Origin of the sequence: Streptomyces sp. H39-C1 (assembly GCF_027158125.1) — a bacterium.
In the GTDB taxonomy this organism is placed as follows: Bacteria; Actinomycetota; Actinomycetes; order Streptomycetales; family Streptomycetaceae; genus Actinacidiphila; species Actinacidiphila fildesensis.
Window position 1 is genome coordinate 11,850 of record NZ_JAPVLS010000081.1, and the last position, 19,267, is coordinate 31,116.

15 protein-coding genes and 4 pseudogenes are annotated in these 19,267 nt (G+C 68.1%); 7 read left to right on the forward strand and 12 right to left on the reverse strand.

The genetic code is table 11. The features are described from left to right. Window positions 1–187: 187 nt before the first annotated feature. From O3W51_RS37050 to O3W51_RS37075, 6 genes and pseudogenes are all read right to left on the reverse strand, one after another. Complete coding sequence (locus O3W51_RS37050; protein WP_269288512.1) at window positions 188–883, reverse strand: response regulator transcription factor; 696 nt, start codon at window positions 881–883, stop codon at window positions 188–190. Then, on the reverse strand, window positions 855–2,093 hold the full coding sequence (locus tag O3W51_RS37055; RefSeq protein WP_269288482.1) for a sensor histidine kinase: 1,239 nt from the start codon (window positions 2,091–2,093) through the stop codon (window positions 855–857). The genes O3W51_RS37050 and O3W51_RS37055 overlap by 29 nt, the downstream gene beginning before the upstream one ends. A 448-nt stretch (window positions 2,094–2,541) precedes the next feature. After that, entirely contained in the window at window positions 2,542–3,051 is a 510-nt protein-coding gene (locus tag O3W51_RS37060; RefSeq protein ID WP_269288513.1) for a transposase, read from the reverse strand. A gap of 30 nt (window positions 3,052–3,081) precedes the next feature. Beyond that, window positions 3,082–3,566 (reverse strand): annotated as a pseudogene (locus O3W51_RS37065) (ISL3 family transposase); the annotation flags it as partial. 106 nt (window positions 3,567–3,672) lie between these two features. Continuing rightward, a complete protein-coding gene (locus O3W51_RS37070; protein WP_198359598.1) occupies window positions 3,673–5,457 on the reverse strand; it encodes a reverse transcriptase/maturase family protein in 1,785 nt (594 codons plus the stop codon). A 535-nt stretch (window positions 5,458–5,992) separates the two neighbouring features. Beyond that, a pseudogene (locus O3W51_RS37075) lies at window positions 5,993–6,694 on the reverse strand (ISL3 family transposase); the annotation flags it as partial. 166 nt (window positions 6,695–6,860) lie between these two features. Here O3W51_RS37075 and O3W51_RS37080 point away from each other — a divergent pair. The 7 genes and pseudogenes from O3W51_RS37080 to O3W51_RS37110 all read left to right on the forward strand — a co-directional run. Continuing rightward, window positions 6,861–7,478 (forward strand): annotated as a pseudogene (locus O3W51_RS37080) (IS256 family transposase); the annotation flags it as partial. A gap of 2,106 nt (window positions 7,479–9,584) precedes the next feature. Then, window positions 9,585–9,809, forward strand: a pseudogene (locus O3W51_RS37085) (DUF5655 domain-containing protein); the annotation flags it as partial. 120 nt (window positions 9,810–9,929) lie between these two features. Beyond that, entirely contained in the window at window positions 9,930–11,108 is a 1,179-nt protein-coding gene (locus O3W51_RS37090) for a tyrosine-type recombinase/integrase (protein WP_269288484.1), read from the forward strand. Between the two features lie 35 nt (window positions 11,109–11,143). Further along, complete coding sequence (locus O3W51_RS37095; RefSeq protein WP_269288485.1) at window positions 11,144–11,755, forward strand: hypothetical protein; 612 nt, start codon at window positions 11,144–11,146, stop codon at window positions 11,753–11,755. A gap of 150 nt (window positions 11,756–11,905) precedes the next feature. Next, window positions 11,906–12,217 (forward strand): hypothetical protein, encoded by a 312-nt coding sequence (locus O3W51_RS37100; protein ID WP_269288486.1) that lies wholly within the window; start codon window positions 11,906–11,908, stop codon window positions 12,215–12,217. A 232-nt stretch (window positions 12,218–12,449) separates the two neighbouring features. Next, on the forward strand, window positions 12,450–13,025 hold the full coding sequence (locus tag O3W51_RS37105) for a hypothetical protein (protein WP_269288487.1): 576 nt from the start codon (window positions 12,450–12,452) through the stop codon (window positions 13,023–13,025). Further along, window positions 13,015–13,674, forward strand: a complete 660-nt coding sequence (locus O3W51_RS37110) for a Fic family protein (protein WP_269288488.1) — start codon at window positions 13,015–13,017, stop codon at window positions 13,672–13,674. The genes O3W51_RS37105 and O3W51_RS37110 overlap by 11 nt, the downstream gene beginning before the upstream one ends. Before the next feature lie 125 nt (window positions 13,675–13,799). Here O3W51_RS37110 and O3W51_RS37115 read toward each other — a convergent pair whose 3' ends face one another. The 6 genes from O3W51_RS37115 to O3W51_RS48580 form a co-directional block, all read right to left on the reverse strand. Then, complete coding sequence (locus tag O3W51_RS37115) at window positions 13,800–14,486, reverse strand: DUF317 domain-containing protein (protein ID WP_269288489.1); 687 nt, start codon at window positions 14,484–14,486, stop codon at window positions 13,800–13,802. 59 nt (window positions 14,487–14,545) lie between these two features. After that, complete coding sequence (locus tag O3W51_RS37120) at window positions 14,546–15,166, reverse strand: hypothetical protein (RefSeq protein WP_269288491.1); 621 nt, start codon at window positions 15,164–15,166, stop codon at window positions 14,546–14,548. A 454-nt stretch (window positions 15,167–15,620) separates the two neighbouring features. Continuing rightward, on the reverse strand, window positions 15,621–17,408 hold the full coding sequence (locus O3W51_RS37125; protein ID WP_269288492.1) for a type IV secretory system conjugative DNA transfer family protein: 1,788 nt from the start codon (window positions 17,406–17,408) through the stop codon (window positions 15,621–15,623). 204 nt (window positions 17,409–17,612) lie between these two features. After that, window positions 17,613–17,918, reverse strand: coding sequence for a hypothetical protein (locus O3W51_RS37130; RefSeq protein WP_269288493.1), 306 nt, complete (start codon window positions 17,916–17,918; stop codon window positions 17,613–17,615). A gap of 286 nt (window positions 17,919–18,204) precedes the next feature. After that, window positions 18,205–19,053 (reverse strand): DUF317 domain-containing protein, encoded by an 849-nt coding sequence (locus O3W51_RS37135; RefSeq protein ID WP_269288494.1) that lies wholly within the window; start codon window positions 19,051–19,053, stop codon window positions 18,205–18,207. Then, window positions 19,040–19,258 (reverse strand): hypothetical protein, encoded by a 219-nt coding sequence (locus tag O3W51_RS48580; RefSeq protein WP_331284124.1) that lies wholly within the window; start codon window positions 19,256–19,258, stop codon window positions 19,040–19,042. Before O3W51_RS48580 ends, O3W51_RS37135 begins: the two co-directional genes overlap by 14 nt. Between the last annotated feature and the right edge of the window lie 9 nt (window positions 19,259–19,267).

The following is a 19,267-nucleotide window of genomic DNA, read 5'->3' on the forward strand; positions in this document are numbered from 1 at the left end:
CCTACTGCCGGGGCGGATAGCGAACACCGTTTACACGGACGCCCGTGGGCGGCTGGGCCTGTCCTCCGCGCCACTCGGGGAGAGTGGAGACCGAATGCCTGAATTGGCAGGGTTCAAGGTGAATCGGACCTCGATCCGGCGTCCGCATCGTGCGATTTCGATGCCATCGTGAGCCGGTTCCCCCTTTTCACGCCCATGTGCGAAGTGACCGGCTAGGTTCAGCCGGACCGACCATCCCGCACTGGTAGGCGATGACCACGAGCTGGGCACGGTCACGCACTGCCAGCTTGGTCATGGCCCGGTTGATGTGAGTCTTGGCGGTCAGCGGGCTGACGAACAGGCGGTGGGCGATCTGGTCGTTGGTCAGGCCCAGTGCCACGAGGGTCGTGACGTCGCGTTCCCGCGGCGTCAAGCACTCCAGCCGCGCATGTACGGCTGCCGGGCATGGATCCGGCTGGGCCAGAAATCGCGTTATCAACGCCCGCGTCGCCGACGGGGACAGCAGCGCCTCGCCCTCTGCGACCGTGCGGACCGCATCGAGAAGCTGCTCGGGTCGCGCGCCCTTGCCGAGAAAGCCGCTCGCACCCGCACGCAGGGCCTCGGCGACGTGCTCGTCATCCTCGAAGGTGGTCAGGACGAGCACCCTCACGGTTGCGAGGTCCTCGGATTGGCTGATGAGGCGTGTCGCCTCGATGCCGTCCATCTCCGGCATGCGGATGTCCATCAGGACCACATCCGGGCGCTCCGCGGCGGCCAGCTCGACTGCCTCGCGTCCGTTGGACGCCTCGGCCACGGTCTCCATGCCATCCGTGGCGTCGAACAGCATGCTGAAGGTGCCCCGCAACAGAGCCTGGTCATCGGCAAGCAGTACGCGAATCGTCATGCCCATTTCTCCGATCCTGCTCCGGGCCGGAGCAGCCGGACCGCAGCGGCAGTTCGGCGGTCACGGTGAAACCGCCCTCAGCGCGCGGCCCCGCATACAGCCTGCCCCCGATCGTGGCAGCCCGCTCACGCATCCCGATCAGCCCGTGACCGGCCCCCGGGCGAGGATGACGCGGTCCGGCGGACCCGTCATCCTCCACGGTGATCGTCAGCCGTTCACGCTGGTAGTGCAGGAACAACCGGGCATGGTCGGCTCCGGCGTGCTTGCGCACATTGGTCAGGGACTCCTGCACGATGCGGTACGCGGCCAGGTCGACCGCCGGCTCCAGCGGTTCGGCCGTGCCGCGCAGGCCTTGGCTCACGGCCAGCCCGGCGCGTTCGAACGACTTCAGCAAGGCCGGCACCTGCGCAAGGCCCGGCATCGGGTCACGAGGCGCGACCGGGTCGTCGGACTGCCGGAGCAGGCCGACGGTCACCCGTAGTTCGTCCAGCGCGGAGCGGCTGGTGTCCCGGATGTCCTCCAGAGCCGTGAGGATGTGTTCCGGTCGCTGGTCCACCAGATGGACGGCGACGCCTGCCTGAGCGTTGATCAAGGCGATGTGGTGCGCGACGATGTCGTGCAGGTCACGTGCGATGCGGACGCGTTCGGCCGCCACACGCCGCTGTGCTTCCTGCTCACGGGTGCGCTCCGCGTGCTCAGCCCGTTCCTCCACGGCCGCCACATAGGCGCGGCGTGAGCGCACCCCATCCCCGACGGCGGCCGGCAGAGCTGTCCAAGCCAGCATCGCAGCTTTGTCCGGGTCCAGCCACGACGCCGGAGTGCACACCACAGCGGCGCTAACCAGGACGGCAGCCGAGACAGCTGCCACGGTCCAGGCGGTACGCCGGTTGGTCCGTACGGCCACGGTGTAGACAGACACCAGAACCGGGCTCGTCACCAAGGGGCTGCCTCGAACCCCGAGCAGCTGCAGGACCACCCCACAGCAAATAGTGACCGCTAGTACGCCGAACGGGCGGCGACGCCGCCACACCAACGCGGAGCAGCCGACGGCTGCCAGCGCCACGGCAGGCCACCGCAACAAGAACTGGTGCTGATGCGGTTGGATCGAGGCGGCCACGACCGACAGCACGAACAGCACGGCCGAGCCCAACGCGTCCACCGCGCGGATCCGGGCTCGCGCTTCCAGTCCCCAACCGTTGATCACCGCCATATCACCACCGTAGGTTCGACGGCTGCTTCGGGCATTGCCACGCCAGGGAGCGTGGCGGAGGTCCAGTCATGTCTTACCGAGGTAGAGGCGGATATCCAGAACCGCATCGAGGCCCACGTGGAGACCACCCTGGGACCCGCTTCCTGGGAAGCGGGAGCACACCGGACCGCTATATGGCGGGCAGATCGGCTCACAGAGGATCGACTCCCCAGATTCTCCCCCAAGAGGGATTGCCATAGGAGTCAGCCGTTCACCTGCGGATGACGCCTCGCGGGCGTGAAAATCGGTACGGGGGCTGTCCGCCGACGCCGATCGATGTTTGGGCCGTTCAGCCCGCATAGGTGTCTGGTGAGGGAGTCGTCCGAGGGGCCGCACACTGTCGTCTCGAGCACGCCGTTCAGCTTCTCCGTTTCCCCTCAGAGGCGTTCGATACCGTTTTAGGCTTGCGCTAGGGCTTCGGGCGAAGGTATTGCCCGGTTCTGTCCGGGCTGGCGGTCAGGCGGGTGGTCATGGAGTTGACCATGGCCCAGTGGATAATCGAGCGGGACCGGTCGGGTAACGCCTCGTAGTCCCGGTGGAGACGCCGGTATCGGGACATGATCCCGAAGGTCTGCTCGACGCGCCATCGGATCGGCTGGACGACGAAGCCTTTCTGTTCCTTGTCTCGGGCGACGACTTCGACGTCGATGCCGTGGGCGGCGCCGTGTCTGACGACGCCGTTGTTGTAGCCGGCGTCGACCCAGGTCTTGGTGATGGTGGGCCACTGGGCGGCGAGAGTGTCCAGGATCCGCTTGCCGCCGGCGGAGTCCTGGACACCCCCGGCGGTGACGATCAGCACGACGAGGAGTCCAAGGGTGTCCGTGGCGATGTGCCGCTTGCGGCTCTTGACCCTCTTGCCTCCGTCGAAGCCCTGCGATTCCGGGGCGTTCGGGGAGGCCTCGACGGTCTGGACGTCCACGATCGCCGCGGTGGGCAGAATTCTGCGGCCCTCCTTGGCGCGCAGGTGGTCGGGGTGGGTGAGCAGGAGCCAGGTAGCTTGGCGAGGAGTGGTCACCGGGCGATCGCCCTCCGCGCGGCTCTGATTGAGGTAGCGAACCAGCAGGTTCGCACTGCCGGCGTAACCCAGTTCCCTGATCTCGTGCAGGAGGTGGGTGACGGGGACTGTGGGGTTCTCGGACCGACGCCGGCGCAGGTGGTCGCGGTAGGGGTCCACCAAGGTGGGCCGGTATGTCGGGGCGATGCGCTGGGCGGTCGGCTCGCATGCGCGGGCGTAGCGTTTGACAGGGCGAGGTTCAGTCTGCGGGAGCAGTCGAGCAGGCCGACGCCCTTGTCGAGGAGGTCGTGGACCTGGTGCCAGCTTTCGCGGGTGGTCTGCTCGCGGATTCCGCCGGGCCGGGGCGGGTTGACGGTGGCCCAGCAGGGGGCGTGGGCGCGGACTTCGGCCAGGGTCTTGTCGCACAGGTTTCTCCACAGAGTACTGGTGGGCCGTCGGCGAGGTGCCTGCTCAGCAGGTCCTTTTCCAACGGCCCCCAGCCCGAACGACGCATGCGACTTGTCACCGCACGTCGCTCTCCAGTGATTACTCCGTGAGTGCTGCGACAGGCTTCTTGCCGTGGATGTCCGCGTGGCAACTTCCGCAGACCACAAGGGTTTTGCGGTGCCTCGCGGCCATGAGATCTGCCCACGGCGGCCGGGTTCCCGATCTTCCGAGGTCCGCGAGCTTGGCGACGTGGTGAACTTCCACCGCATCGATGCGCCCGCATGACTCGCACCGCCCGGCGAGGAGCCGGGTGACCAGCTCCTTGCGTTTGATGTTGACCGGGGCCAGCCGACGGTCGGTGATGACAGTCTTCTTCTCCCGCCGCAGCGGGATCCCGCCGAACCGTCCAACCAGTGGCTTCCTGCCGACGCGTTCTACGCGTGCCTCGAAGCACTTGCGTAGCCCGTGCGGTGTCTCGATGGTGGCCGCGTACTTGCGGGCCATTTTCGACACCGACGAGCGGTGCTTGTTGGCGAGCGTCATCAGCATCGAGGTCTCCATGACCCATTGCAGCCGGGCGAGTCGAAAGACGTCGCCGGCCAACAGGTAGTACTGGACGATGCCGCGGTACTCCGACCCGTAGGTGCTGAGGATGATGTGGTCGTCCTGGTTCAGCAGTTCGGGCCGACGCGCGGGTTTGCCGCGCTCCATGTACTGGGCTTGCTTGGCAGATACCACCGAACGAGGGACGCGCAATCTGATGACCCCATTGACGGAGCGCCGTCCGCCGGTGATCTTGCGGTCGTTGTGGTGCACGGTGATGTCGTAGCCGAGGAACCTCGCCGCCTCGGTGCGGGCATGCGTGATGAGCGTCTTCTCCGGCGACAATTCCAACTTGAGTTCGTCGCGCAGGAATTGCGCCAGACGCTCCTTGATTTCCTCGGCTTCTGCCTTCGGTCCGGCGAACCCGAGCAGGGTATCGTCGGCGTAGCGCACATATCGCAGCCTCCTGTATCCGGGATCCTGAGTATCCTGGCTGGGAATACTGCGGAGTTGCTTGCGCAGATCCCGCACTTCGGTGCGGTCACCGCGCTTGCGGGCGCGCCGCATAGCGTTCCACACCTCGAAGAAGGCGCGGCTCGGATTCCTGATCCTGCCCCGGGTGTACTTCGGGATCAGAACCTTCTCGACAAACTCGTCCAACTTGTGCAGGTAGATATTTGACAAGATCGGTGAAACAACTCCGCCTTGCGGGCTTCCGCTGTGCGTCGCGTTCCAGATCCAGTCCTCCATGTATCCGGCCTTGAGCATGTTGTGCACCAGGCGCAAGAATCGGTTGTCGTGGATTCTCTCGCCCAGAATCCGGAGCATGACCGAATGGTCAAGCCGGTCGAAACACTGGGCGATGTCTCCCTCGATCAACCAGACTGTCCCCGTCCAGGTGTTGGCCACATCACGTAATGCGGTGTGGCAGCCCCGGCGGGGACGGAAACCGTGAGAGGAGTTAGAGAACGTCGGCTCGTAATACGCCTCAAGCAACAGACGGATCACCTCGCCGACGAGCTTGTCACTCCAGGGAGGCAGGCCGAGCGGACGCAGCTTCGTGCTGCCCCGACCCTTCGGGATGTAGACCCTGCGAGCTGGGCTCCATCGATAACGCTCGTGGCGCAGCGCGTCGATGACGTGCCCGATCTTGCCCAGCGACATGCCGTCCACGGTCTCCCCATTGACCCCCGGCGTCATCGCTCCCCTGTTGGAATACAGACGCCCGTAGGCCAGCAGATACAACTGCGGATTGACGAGCTGTCGATATAGTTCGTCGCACGGCAGGCCACGCCTGCCGCGTTCACGGAGGACACCCAGCACCGTTTCGGCGCTCTGCATTACGCATACCTCCCGAGTCTTGAGTGCCCGATCACCTGGCCCCCTTCGCCCTGTGGACGGCTTTCCCGTCCTCCTTGGCCGGTCGTGACTCCGGCGACTACTACGGGGCCTCCGTCGCCATAGGAAGATCTCTTCCCGTAGGCGATCCCATGTTCGTCCTTGTCGTACGTTCTAGCGTGGTTTAGGTGCCCCACTCATCCCCTTGAATGCCCTCGCTGGGCATCGCTCCGCACTCCGGAGGTTGCGTCGACCATGGCATAAAGCCGTCGCAGGGTGCGGCGTCGGTGTCAGGCATCTTTCCGACGGATTCGACCTTCAATCTTCTGGGGATTAGGGTTCAGGCAATCCAGCTTTCACCGTGCCACGCGGGTCCCTCGACGCCCCGTCCCTAATGCCTGAGCCCGGCCGTCAATTTCCTGGCATGCTACGGTCCCCTCACCGTTTCCGGATTAGGTAAGCCATCGGACCCAAGAATCTCCCTCCAAATTCATCCCGACTGAATCGGGGATAAGACAAGGCGCCTCATGGCGCACTGCCAGCGGTCGCTGACCTGCACCGCGTCGGGCAGTGCCCGGCGGATCGCCTCGGCGTAGGTGGCCGAGCCGTCCCGGCACACGACCTCGATCTCCTTCTTGCCGCGCAGCCAGGCCGTGAGGGTGGCGGCCTCGCGGTCGGGCAGGACGTCGACGCGTTCCCCGGTCTCGGCGTCGATGATGATGGTGGCGTAGCGGTGCCGGCGGCGCAGGGCGAAGTCATCGACCCTGACCACCCGCGGGATCCCCACGGCCGGCGCGGGGATGCGGCGCAGCAGCCGCAGGGCGGTGGCGAACGATACGGGCACGGCCAGCGACCGGGTGAGCCGCCCGGCCGCATAACTCCTTGACCACCCCCGAGACCTGGCTGGTCAGACGCGTGGTGCGGCGCTGAAGGCGTTCCATCAGCCCCGGTACTGGCTCGCGGAAGGTCTGCCGGCGACAGCCCAGTACTGGGCAGACCAAGCGTCGCATCTGAACGTTGACCACGACCTGGCGGCCGTCGACGGGCACATCCGACACTGTCCGGCCGTAGTACCCGTGCACCTTGCCCGTCGGGACCCACACATCGCGCAGGGAAAGGGAACATCCGGGGTCCGGGCCAGGACCCGGATCACTTCACCGTCGTGTGCCACATCATCGATGACCAGCGCCGCGAGCCCTGAAAACAGCGTTGCCACACGGGAGTTGACATATGACGTCAACGACGCCGGGCACGTGCCGTCACCACCGACTACGAAACAGAGCCCGAAAGTTTGTGTATGCCCCGGTGAGGCCCGCAAGGCATGAGACGGGGTCTCTGCCGGGAAGGATCACTGATGGGGATGAAGAGCGAGCAGCCCGGCGCGGACATCGTACGAACGGGCCGAGTTGGTGAGAGCGGCCCAGCTGGACCGGGATCTGGCCGAGCAGTTGATCGAGCGGGCCCGCCGGGAGGGGGTGAATCTGGTCGGTGAGGGCGGGTTGCTGTCTGGGCTGGTCAAGCTGGTCCTGGAGGGCGCCCTGGAGGCGGAGATGACCGAACATCTCGGCGATGAGAAGGGCGACCAGGCCGGCGCGGGATCGGGCAACTCCCGCAACGGGACGTCGCGCAAGAAGGTGCTGACCGATGTCGGTGCAGTGGAGCTGGACATCCCTCGGGACCGGGCCGGGTCCTTCACCCCGGCGGTGGTGCCCAAGCACTCCCGCCGGGTGCAGGGCTTCGATGCCGCGATCCTGTCGTTGTATGCCAAGGGCCTGACCACCGGCGAGATCCAAGCCCACCTGGCGGAGAACTACGACGTCGATGTCTCCCGTGACCTGATCTCCCGCGCGACCGACAAGGTCAGCGAGGAGCTGGACGTCTGGCGCAACCGCCCGCTGGACAGCCTCTACGCGGCCGTCATGATCGACGCCATCGTCGTGAAGATCCGCGACGGCGCGGTCGCGAACCGGCCGGTCTACGTCGCCGTCGGGATCAACCTGGAGGGCGAACGGGACGTGCTGGGCAGGTTGTAGGGGCCGTCCAGAGGCGTCCACTGGGTACAAGGAAGTGGCGTAGTGCCAGGTCGGGGTCTTGTGGTCCAGGGGCGTCGGTGTTGTTGGTGAGACGTCTGTGAGAGGTGAAGGCCCCGCCGGTTGCATCTGGCGGGGCTCTGCCGTCAGGCGTGGGGAGCTGCGGTAGGGGTGGTACTGGCGGGTCCTTCGTCTGGCGGCAGGTTGTGCTCTGGGGTGATTGACGTGGTTTGGTGATGCTCCGGCTCGCCCATCCCGCTTCTGCTGTGCGGCGGGCGGTGACGACACTAACGTGGTATCCGGCGGGGGCACCTTCTGCGGAGATCGGGAAGGGCGGATCGTCCCAAACGGGGCGTTCAGTGACCGCCGAATTCAAAAAGGCGCAGGGGTCCGTAATGTTCGATTCGATGGAAGTGCTCGAAATCCGAGCCTCTGGCGGCTGAGTTCGCAGGTCACGCATTCCTGCTCCCCGCCCGCGCGGGGATGGACCCACGTTCGGCACGGATATGACGCTGCAGTCGCACTACTCCCTGCACACGCGGGGATGGACTCGTCGTACCGGCTGCGGCGGTCACGGCGACGGCCTGGTCCCCGCCCGCACGGGGATGGACCGTCCGGTTTCGCGATCGAGCTGTGGGCGGAAGTCTGCTCCTCGCATGCGCGGGAATGGACCCTGAGGAGAAACCATGGCTTCAGGCGGATACCGCTGCTCCCCGCCCCCGCGGGGATGGACCCGACCCGTCCTTCGACGTGGACGAGGCGCTCACCCTGCTCCCGCCCGCGCGGGGATGGACCCGTCATCCAGGGCGGTGCGATGGTCATGCTCCGCTGCTCCCCGCCCGTGCGGGGATGGACCCGCGTCGCGAAGCGGCACGCCGCCTGCTGGATGTCGTCGCGGATCTCCCAGCGGATCCGCAGGCGGCGAAACCAGTGCAGATGGGCGAAGGCCCGTTCCATGACCCAGCGTTGGGTTCCCAGGACGGCAGCCGGACTTGGCGAAGGAGGAAGGACCCGCCCTAGACACCCAAGGACGCGATCGCGGCACATTGGGGTGTGCTTATCAGGCCGCCAGCATGCTCGCGGGGTGCCGCGCGATGTCCGTGTGGAGGCGTTGGACCGTATGCGGGCGCAGGCGTTCGGCACCGGCCGCCCCCTGCTGGCCCGCCTGCCGGACGGTCAGCTGACTCTCGACCGCCAGCACCGGAGGGAGGTCCGGCCCACTCGGGCGGGACTTCAGGGTGTGAGAGCGGAGGGGTGCCGAGGGTTGACCCGGTTGTACTCGGGCTCTCCGCTTTCCAGCACGCGGAGCAGGGACGCGGTGACTACGCGTGTGCCGCGGCCGATCTGGAGCACACGGCAGGGAAATTCTCCCCGGCGTATGAGGTCGTAGCCCTTTGAGCGGGAGAACCCGAAGGCTCTGGAGGCATCGGCCACGCTGCCGGTGCCGCCCCAGGCGGCACGAATACACATGGGACTGAGGACGGCACTCCCGATATACGTATCGGCGCTTGTTGGGCTCACTCGAAGGCTCCCAAGGTAACGGTGAACGGATCGATCTGCACGGACATGAAGGGCTCTCCAGCACCGAGGAATCATGCTGTCTGTTCGGAGCAGGGGAGATGCATCCATGATGGGCGGGGATGCCGGTTTGGCTAACCGGCGTTCTCGGGCTATGTTGCCCAGCCTCAGATGACTCGGACCTCGTGCCGCGATCGCACCGACCGGGTGCGGCCGCCTGACTCTCGTGTGAACACCCGCTATCGCGGACCCATGGGTGGTGGGATGCCGCCTGCGTTTGGGTGTCCGCGCAGTGGGGCGTCAACAGCGGGACTCGCGCCTGAGGCCAAGTGCTTAGAAGGCACTCGCCCTACGCGCCGGGCCAAGGGCGCTGACCTGCGCGAACGCACTTCCCTGGCGTCACCCCCCACAACGTGGGGGACATATGGGGGAAAGGCAAACCCCTGAGGTTCAAGGGGACGCGGGTGGTCCTCGTAGGCCGTACGTGCAGTCTCCCACGCTGCCTCCACCAGGCTGAAGGCCCCAGTGGAAACAATTCTGCCCCTGCTCGGCGTTGTTGATCTCGGTGCCGAGGAGGGGAAGGTGTCGGGTCTGAAGCTGTTCCAGACGACGAAAAGCGGCGTGACCGAGGTCGCGCCGCGTCTTGCTGAGGTCGAGGCCGATGTGCAGGGCCTCATCGAGGCGCACATGGAGACACTGCTGGGCGTCCGATTCCTGGCAAGCGAGTACAGCACCGGTCCTGTCCATGGCGGGCGGGTCGACTCGCTGGGGCTCGATGAGAATGGGTCGCCGGCGGTGATTGAGTTTACCGACCGCAGGTAGTCCTGCCCGTGATGTCCGTCTGGGACTGTGACCAGCACGTCCCAGGCTTGTTTACCGACCGTGTCCGGGACGTCTGTCATGTTCTGGAGTCGGTACGGAGGACGAGTGGCACGGCACGTGGTGGTCGGGGACCTGAGGGTTCAGCAGATCGAGCGGAAGGGCGGGCGGCGGTCGTGGACGATCGTGTGGCCCGAGGGGACGGTGCACACGGAGGCGGACCGGTTCCTGCGTCTGCATGACGGTTCGGGAACGCAGAGGACGTACGCGTATCTGCTGGTGGACCACCTGCGGTGGCTGGAGCGGGAGTGCCTGACATTCGCCGCAGTACAACTGCGCGACCTGGAGCGGTACATGGGCATGGTAGGTGCCGAGGTCCGCATGCCGCTCGGCGAGCCGTGGCGGGTCGGTAAGCGCCCCTACGGCCGCTCCGCGTTGTCGATCGCGGCGGCCTGTCTGAAGGGCTTCTATCTGCATCAGTCCTCCCTCGGGATCAACGGCGAACTCGGCAAGAAGCTCGACAAATCCCGGCTGCCGTCGCGGGTGGACCGGCGCCGTTCGTTCCTCGGGCACGTGAAGTCGTCGCTGCCCACCAACCCGCTGGCGCCGAAGGGGCCGCACCGCCGGCATCCGAAGATGCTCCCGGAGGGCGCCCGGGAGAGGCTGCTGGAGACGGTGAACGCCGCCCGGGACCGGCTGGTGGTCACCTGGCTCGCCGACGGCGGGCTTCGCATCGGAGAGCTCTGCGGACTTCATCTGGTCGACCTGCACTTGCGGGAGAACGCGGCTTGCGGCGAGTGCCGTACCCCGCACCTGCACGTCTGCCACCGGCCCGGCAACCCGAACCGGGCCGAGGCCAAGAGCAAGCACCCCTGGCGGGTCGAGCACGGCATCGTGACCGGCGGGCTGATCAAACGGGTCAGCCCCGCGATGGTGCACACCTACTTCGAGTACGTCACCACCGAGTACCCGCGCGGCGCCGGGCACGGCATGCTCATGGTCCAGCTGCACGGCGCCGATACCGGACAGCCGTGGGCGCCGGTCGGAGCCAGGCGGATGCTCGGCCGGGCCGGGAAACGAGCCGGACTCGGGGTCGTGAAACCCCATGCCTTCCGGCACTCGTTCACGTCCGCGGTTCTCGACGCCACCGAAGGCAACACGTTGATTGCCCGGGACGCCGGCGGCTGGGCCTCGGCCACAATGGTGGATGAGGTCTACGGACACGTCGATGTCCACGACCCGGTCTTCGACGCCGCCCTGCGCACGGTCTGGGGTGAGACGAAGTGACGGCGCTGTCGCAGCTGCCGCTCCAGGATGCCCGCATGCGACGGGACCGGCTGGAGGTGCTCACCGCGCTGGTCAACGGGCCCGAGTTCGACCCGGTGCTGCGCGGCGGGGTGCTGAAGATCCCGCCGACGCACCCGGTCTATCCGTGGAGCTGCACGGTCGTCGACTGCGAGCGGCCCCGCTGGCGGCGCTACGCGATGTGCTCGGTGCACGCCGGGCAGTGGCAGGAGGCGGAGGCGCGCGGGATGAGCCGGGCTCAGTTCCTGCGGAGTGCGGAGCCGCTGTCGGCCACGGAGATACCGGAGGCGATGATGTGCCGGATCTGCCCCGAGCGTCCGGCGTTCAGCCTGCAGCGGGTGCTGTGCTTCCGGCACCGCAACCGGTGGCTGAGCTACCGGAAGCGGCTCCCCGGCAGGGGCGAGCGCGGTTGCCAGAGCGCGGCATCCGTCGGGGGTGAGGTGGAGGCGTTCGTCGTGCGGAATGTGCGTGCCCGGCTCGCGGCGCACGAGGCGGCGGGCTTCCAGGGAACGCAGGGTGCTGATGGTGACCCGGCTCTCCCCGCGCTGGACATACGGTTTGTCGAGGAGCCGGTTGACCGTTGCGCGCCCTGCCGCGACGGCTTTCAGGGCTGCCTGCTGGGCAGGTGAGAGCGCCAGCGGCGGGAGGGCGGCGTCGAGTTGCTGCCGGTGAAGCTCGCTGGCGATCAGGCGGGTGGTAGTCAGGCAGTCCTCGGCGCCCAGGGAGGTGAGCCGTCCAGCCAAGGCGGCGCGGCGCCCAGCTTCCAGCAGGGAAGCGCCATGCCGGCCTTGCGCCTCTGGCCCGCTGGTGTGCGCGGCGTTCTGGAGGAGGTCCACGGCGTCGATGAGGTGATCGGCGGCGAGCGTGGCGAGGGCTGCGAGTTGCACCGAGCGGTCCACGGCAGCTCGAATACTCGGGGAGAGGTAGAGCCGCGGCACGGTGCGCAGCGCGTCGGGCAGGTCGAGGGCTTCGCGGGCCAGGGCCTGGGTGGTGGGGATGTGGCGCGAGAGGTTGCCGGCCGGGTTTGGGCCGCGCAGGAGAGTGAGGTGGTGTCGGCGTACGCGCGGCTGTGCTCAGGCGGGTACACGTGAACGTGCCCGGGTGGCCGTGGGCAGCCGGCGGCTGGGCTAGCAAATTGGGGTGACAGATCCCCGCCCGGTAGGCATGATCGGGCGGTTGTTCCGTCTCGTCCGCCTCCGGAGGCACGCCACAATTCACCGTGAACACGCTCGGGACCTGCCGTGGCCCGCCGCAGACCCCCACCGGAACGCCTTCGACTGGGATGACGGCGAGGCGGCACGGCTGACGGCCCTGATCGTCCCAATGGTGCCCTCCGAGGCCGACCACGCGGCCGATCCGGACCGGATGGCGGGCTGGCGCTTCACCGACCAGGTCACCGCGTTGCTCGTGTCCCGGTACGGCCGGTGGGCCTGCGGCTGGGACCATTCGAACCACTTCGGTGGTCCCGTCGAAACCTGGTGCTGCGTCTCGGACTCGGTCGGAGAGGCGGAGGAGACGGCCGCACGCGTCGTGACCTGCCTGCTGGAGTGGCGTGCCTGGCTGCAGGACATCGCCGAGCGCTTCGAACAGCTCGCACCGCATCCCAACGCGGACGCCGAGGACCGCAGCTGGCACCTGGAACGCGCCGTCACCCGCCTGGTCACCGCGGTCCTCAACAGCACCCATGCCGAAGGGGGGTGGTACCGGCTCTGCGAGACGACGCTGACCTGGTTCCTCACCTCCACCGGCCTGGGACCGGACGAGGCCCGGAAAGCGGTGGACGCCGCCATCGGGGGCCGCTTCAAGAGCCACGTCGCCCCCGCTACGACCCTGGTCGACACGGTCGGCGAGGACCTGGCGGTCGGCCTGACCGGTCGAGGGTTCTACCGTGAGCGATGACGCGTTGGCCACCTGGTGCCTCGTCAGGCAGCAGGTCGACTGGTCCTCGGCCGCCGGGGTGGACCCGACCCCGGTGCGCCCGGCCGTGGACGGACTCGCCGCGTGGTTCGACGGCCCGGTCCGCCTCCGCAACTCTGACCGGGCCGACCGCCTGCTCGCAGCGATGACCGAATCCCGGGCCGCGGCCTCCCGGGGAGAGCCGCTCACGCCGCCCCTCCTAGCCGGCTGGCACAAGCTGGTCCTCGGTGTGGACGAGGTGCACCTGCGCCGGAGCGACGCCTACGCCAAGGGCGGCCGGGAACGCTACGGGCTCACGCCCCTCACCTGGCAGGACTTCGCCGCGTACCTGAGCCAGAGCGCCGATCCGTCGCTGCCCCTGCCGGCCCGCGCCGCCAGGGCGTACCTCGACATTGCCTTCTTCCACCCCTACCCGGACGGCAACGCCCGCCTGGCACTGCTGGTCCTCGCCCACGTCCTGGAGCGGGAAGGCGTACGCCTGGACGAAGTGGGACCGCTGCAGACCACCCGTTACGCGGACGACCCGGACGGCGCCCTCGACCTGGCAGCTCTGGTCACCGTACTGATCCGCGCCACTCACGGCCGCGCCACCACACGGTGCCAGAGGGATCCTGCCGAAGCTGACAGGTGAGCACGTTCAGCAGTACACGGTTGAGCACTTATCCGAGTACACCGACAGGTGGTTCAGCGCGTCGTGGTGGCGGGTGCAGTCGGCACCCAGGGCCAGCAGGCGTTCAAGGACTGTGGAGGGGGCGGTCATCGTCTCGGCTGTCGGTCGGCGTGCGCCCGGGCGGCGTGGGCGACGGCGTGGTGGGCGTGGGGGTTCACCGCGGCACCGTTCACGGGTGTGACCAGTGCGCTGTCGCTGTGCTGGACGAGGAACGGCACCTCGTTGAAGACCCGTTCGACGGGCACGTCGCTGGCGAGATGAGCGAAGAACTGGGCGACCAGGTACTCGGGGGCATCGCGAGTGAAGGTGACGCTCCACTCGGTGTCGAAGCCCTCGTAGAGCGAGTGCTCGAACCGCCAGGGCACCTCGGTATCCGGCTCGTGGCGCAGGTGACAGTGCTCGTCGGGCGAGGTGAGCAGGGTGATCGGCCCCGCACGCACGATCCTCCAGCCGTTGAGTTCCGCGGTCTGGGCGAGAGTGCTCGTGGTGAGCGGGATGCGATCGGCGTGCCGGGTGTCGCCCAAAAGCTGGGGCAGGATTTGTGTGACCGCGGCCAGGGCCTCGGCCGGTGTCTGCCGGCTGAACCGGGCTGTCCAGCTCGGCTCGTGGTGCCGGATTTCCCACCAGATGCCGTCCTGCCGGTTCGGCTCGAAGTCGACAAAGACGCTGCCGCAGGGGCTGTCAAGATCGATCCGCCCGGTCCTCGGGTCGTGTTCGTAGCGCCAGTTGAACAGGTGAATTAGTGGACCGATCACATCGTTGAACTTGCTCATCCCGCCTCCGGCGAGGTGCCGCGGAGAGACCAGAACTGGGTCTTCGGGGCGGAACTCGGTCATCGACGCGGCCCCTTCGCCGCTGTTGCCGCGGCGGACGGCGCGGTGGCCGCACACTTGCTCGTTGAGTGACGGTCCAGTGCGTGATGTCCCTCGGCGGTAACCGTCACGCTCCGCCCCTTGTACAGGGGTACGGAGGTGTCGAGGTGCAGCAGGCCGCGCTTGTCCAGGGACTGGAAGGTGGCGATGGTGATCACGGTGAAGTCGGGTGTGCAGACCATGGCTGAGCCACGACCTCGCGTCTGCATCGTCGCTCCGCCCTGCGCGAGCGAGCGCAGCGCCTGGTACTGGGCGTCGCTGAGCCGGCGCGGTACCGGCCGACCGGCGCTGGTGCTTGCGGTGCGTTCGAGGTCGCGAGTGATCCCGGAGGCGGTGTAGTGGCAGCAGGTCGCGCACAGATTGAGGTGGTAGGCGGCGGTGGTCAGGCTCAGGGCCAGGAGGGGTGCGGCTTCCGCGTGCAGGGCCCGGCGCATGGCTGCGTCATCGACCGGCGGACCGCCGGCGAAGGTGGAGGCTTCGAAAGGGTTGTCCGCAACCGCCCGTGCCAGTTGCGAGGCGGCGAAGCAGGCGGAGGCGACGACCTCGCTGAGTGTTTCCAGGGAGGATCGACTGCCGGGCACGGCCGTGTACTGGCTGCCGTCGAGAACGGACAGTTGAACCAGGGCGCGGCCGGTCAGCTCGTGGATGGCGAGGATCTTCGGGCCGAGTTGCTGCAGCAGTTCGCTGCCCGGCCGGGCATCCAGTGCGGTGAGCGTGGTGTGCAGGGTGGCGAAGTCGACACCGAGCTGCCGCAGATGGCCGATCTGCAGCGGCAGATCGATTGGGCGCAGGGTGATGGTGGGGCTCCGTTACGTCGGGGTCAGCGGGTGCGCCCTGGTGCCGGCACGGGGGCCGGCGTGCCGGGGGCGACGGCGGTGGTGGTGGTGATTCCGGGGCCGGCGAGGGCACGTGCGATGAGCCGTTGGTCCTGTCGGTGGGCTGCGGTGGAGGCCAGGCGGTCGATGAACTGCAATCCGAATTCAGGAGAAGGGAATGGGCGAAGGAGCCCAGTTGACGAGCGGGGCGGGCAGAGAGCTACGCGGCAGGTCCGAAGTTGTCCTGCTGGGCGGCGCGCTTGTCGACGGCGCGGTCGGTGATGGCCTTCGAGGCGCGGGCGGAGGCGGCGGACAGGTCGGCGGCGCCGGGTTCGAGGTACCAGGGGCGCAGGTCGAGCATGGCCACGCGCATGCCGGTGGCGAAGCACAGGGCGCTGCCCTTGGGCAGGGCGCGGATCGCGTCGGCGGGCAGGATCCGTTCCTGCCGCATCGACACCGAGGTCGACTTGCCGGATTCGGAGTGCGAGGTGGAGGTGGTCTCCACGTCGTGGTCGCCGATCAGCCGGGACAGTTTGTCGGCGAAGTCCGGGTCGTCGATGCCGGCCCCGATCACTTTCACGGTGGAGGCGGACCACATGGCGTCCATACCGGCGTCGCCCCAGACCTTCTGGCCCTGGCGGTAGCTCTGGAGGATCGTGATGGGGATGATCCCGCGGCTGCCGAGGTGGGAGTACAGGTCCGGCAGGTCCGAGATTTTGCAGACGTTGGCGGCCTCGTCGAGGATTGCTAGCATCGGCGGGTCGAGTCGTCCTCCGGCGCGTTCGGCCTGGGTGGTGGCGGCCCGCATCACCGAGTCTGCGCACGCCGCGATCAGGGCCGAGGCGCCGCCGCCGCCGTCCTTGCTGAGCAGGAACAGGGTGTCGGTTGAGGTGACGAAGTCGGCGGGCCGGAACTCGGCGACGTCCTTCTGCGGCGTCACCCACGCTGCGATCTCAGTGTTGAGCAGGGCGGCGGCGTACTGGCGGGCGGTTTCGTAGATCCCGTCGCGGGTCTCCGGTGGGCCTTCGACGGTGCCCTTGAGCTGGGCTGCGACGGCGGTGAAATCGTGGTCGCGCAGGATGTCGAGCGGGGTGCGGTCGGCGGGGAAAGCGAGCCACTGCATGATGTCGGTGATCGGCCGCTCGTCGAGGGCTGCCGCGAGGAGCAGTTGGCCGAGGATGTTTTTCCCCGCGTTGGACCAGAAGTCGTTCTGGGCGCTGGCGTCGACACTGGCGGCGAGGAAGTGGCCGGCCAGCCGGCCGGCGCCGTCGAGGGTTTTCGCGCTGGCGAGGGGGTTCCACCACATGTCGCGGGCAGCGTGGGCGATCTGCTGCGGGTCCATGGTCCACACCGCTCCCGCCTGCGCCCGGGCGTTGTAGGCAGCCGTGAAGGCGTCGCCGGCCGCCTTGTTGGAGGTCAGGAGGACCGGGCCGGGTGCGTTAAGGATGGACGGGATGGCCAGCGAGGTGGTCTTGCCGGACCGGGGGGCCATGATCGCGACGGCGACGTCCTCGAAGCCCATCCGCACCTCGTGCCGGGTGCCTTGGAGGTTGCCGAGCAGGATCCCGGTGTCCTTGGCGTCGATGCGCTTGGCGTCCTTCAGGCTCGGCCGCAGCGAGCGGGCCTTTTCGGTGATTGCTTTGGCCATGAGCGGCTCGATGTCCCGGGCCTTGGCCATACCGGTGATCTTCTTCCGGCCGCCGTTGCGGTTCCTGTATCGCGCCCACAGGACGCCGGCGACTGTTCCGAAGGCCAGGAGCAGAAGCGCGGGAACGATGCGGGCACCGATGAGCAGTGACGTTTCTCCGGCATGCGGCCAGAGCTGTTCGGGGTGGAGGAGGGCGGTGGTTGGATGGTACGGCGCCCAGGGGGTGCCGGTGAGGTGGGCGGTGATGTTGCCGGATAGCCAAGCGAGGTTCGAAAGGGGAACGACGACGGCGAGGACTCCCAGGAGGAGTCGGAAGGCGATGTCGTACCCGTCGGTGGAGGCGTTCGAGGAGGGAGGCAAGGAGGTACGTACTTCCGGGCGGGAACGGAGGGGCCGGCGGCTACGGCCGTTGCGGGCTGGCGGCCGGCGTGAGGGATTCGGGCTAGCCGTAGCTCCAGTCGCAGGCGCGGTGGAGGGGGACGGTCCAAGCGGCGTCACAACCGCCGGCCAGGTGGCGCGGCGCGATGAATTGCACCGCGACGGCCTGCGGCGACGGGGAAGAGGTCACCTTCGGACCGGGCTGTTCCGGCCGGGCACGGGCGCTTTGGCCGGTGGTGGGGCCAGGGACGAGGGTGCATGCCGGGCCGCGGAGTTGATCTCGCGGAGGGTGTGACCGTGGGTGGCCCAGTCGTCGAGGTAGCCCCACGATTCGGCGTGGTACTCGGCGAGGGCATCATCGAACGTCGGGGTGCCGGGCGGGGCGTCGGCGGGGAGGCTGTCACGGGCGTGCACCCACTGCTCGTGCAGCGCGTCGAGCTGGTCGATGGCCGAGCGCAGGTGGCCCAGCTGGTACGCCCAACGGTTCTGCACCGTGTTCACGGGAAGGCGGGCAAGTTGCATCTCAGCTGTGGCCAGCAGGTTCCGGGCGCCGACGCGGACGGTCTCGAACGCCTCGACGGTGTCGGCGTCGCGCTGGCGCTGACGGGTCCCGTAGGCGTGGTCGTCATGGGGCCAGCCCGCGGGGTCGGTGTGCTCGTCGGAGTAGTCGTCCCAGGCGTCGCAGATGTTCTTGCTGTCGCTCAGGTAATCGTCGAGATGCTGGAGGAGATCGCGGGCAGCTGTGGTATCGGGAGAGATGGGGAGGGTCCTGTCGGGTTCAGCGCCGAGCGGCCGGACGAGCGATGGCCGGCGTCGCCGGGGCCGTCGCGGGTGTCGGCTGCTTCTGGCGGCGGGCGGCGCGGGCTCGCGCGCGGATGGCGTTGATACGGGTGGTGTGCGCGTCGACCACCTGCTGCGGAGTCAGCGGGCTGGGCTGTTGCACGGCGCTGTAGTGGGCGGTGCGGTCGAACATGGCGCGCTGCAGCGGGGCGGGATCGATGAGCGCGGTGACGAACGCGGTCACGAGGTGTTCGGGTGCGTGGCCGTCGAACCAGGCGTGCCACAGACGGGACCCGCGAGCCGTGAGTTCGTCGTCGCCGCGGACCTCGATCTGCCAGGACACACGCTCTGGTTCCCGCCACGGCACGGTGCCGGTGCCGTTCTCCGCCCGGCGCTCCACCCTGCACCCCGACGAATTGGAGTAGGCAACCCCGCGGCCGTCGATGATCCATCCGGCAGCTTCCAGCACCGGCAGAAGGGTGGCCGACTCGCCCGAAGTGGGAGCGAGGAGTGTGTCGGTGAGGCCGGCGAGAACCTCGGCGGGAACGAGTTCGCCGAACTCGGCGTACCACCCATGTTGGGTGGTGGCGGGCTCGGTCTGCAGCCGCCACCACGCGGAGGTGGAGGACTGCGGGTCGAACTGCAGGCTGTGCCGGTGATCGGGGCTGCGCAGGACGATCTCGGCGCTCAGCGGGTCGGAGATGGGTTTCCAGCCGGCGGCGGCCAGGCCGTGGGTGACGTGGCGGGCGTCGCCGGGGCCGGCGAGATGACGCGGGCTGGTATCGAAGGGCATCCGCCAGGCGTGAATCTCGGCGAAGGCCGCGAGCTGCCGTTCACTGAGCGGCACTCTCCGCCCCCGGCCTGGTCTCCGGGGCGTTGTCGATCAGGGCGCGCACGTGGTCCAAGGAGTAGTGGAGGGTGTGCTGGTCGGACTGCTCCCACGCGGCGGCACGCAACTCATCGACCAGGACGCCGACCTCCCTGCTGCGCGGGGTGCCCGGGTGTTCCAGCAGGGAACGGGCGAAGGCGCGCAGGATGTCGCCGAACTGCACGGGAATGCC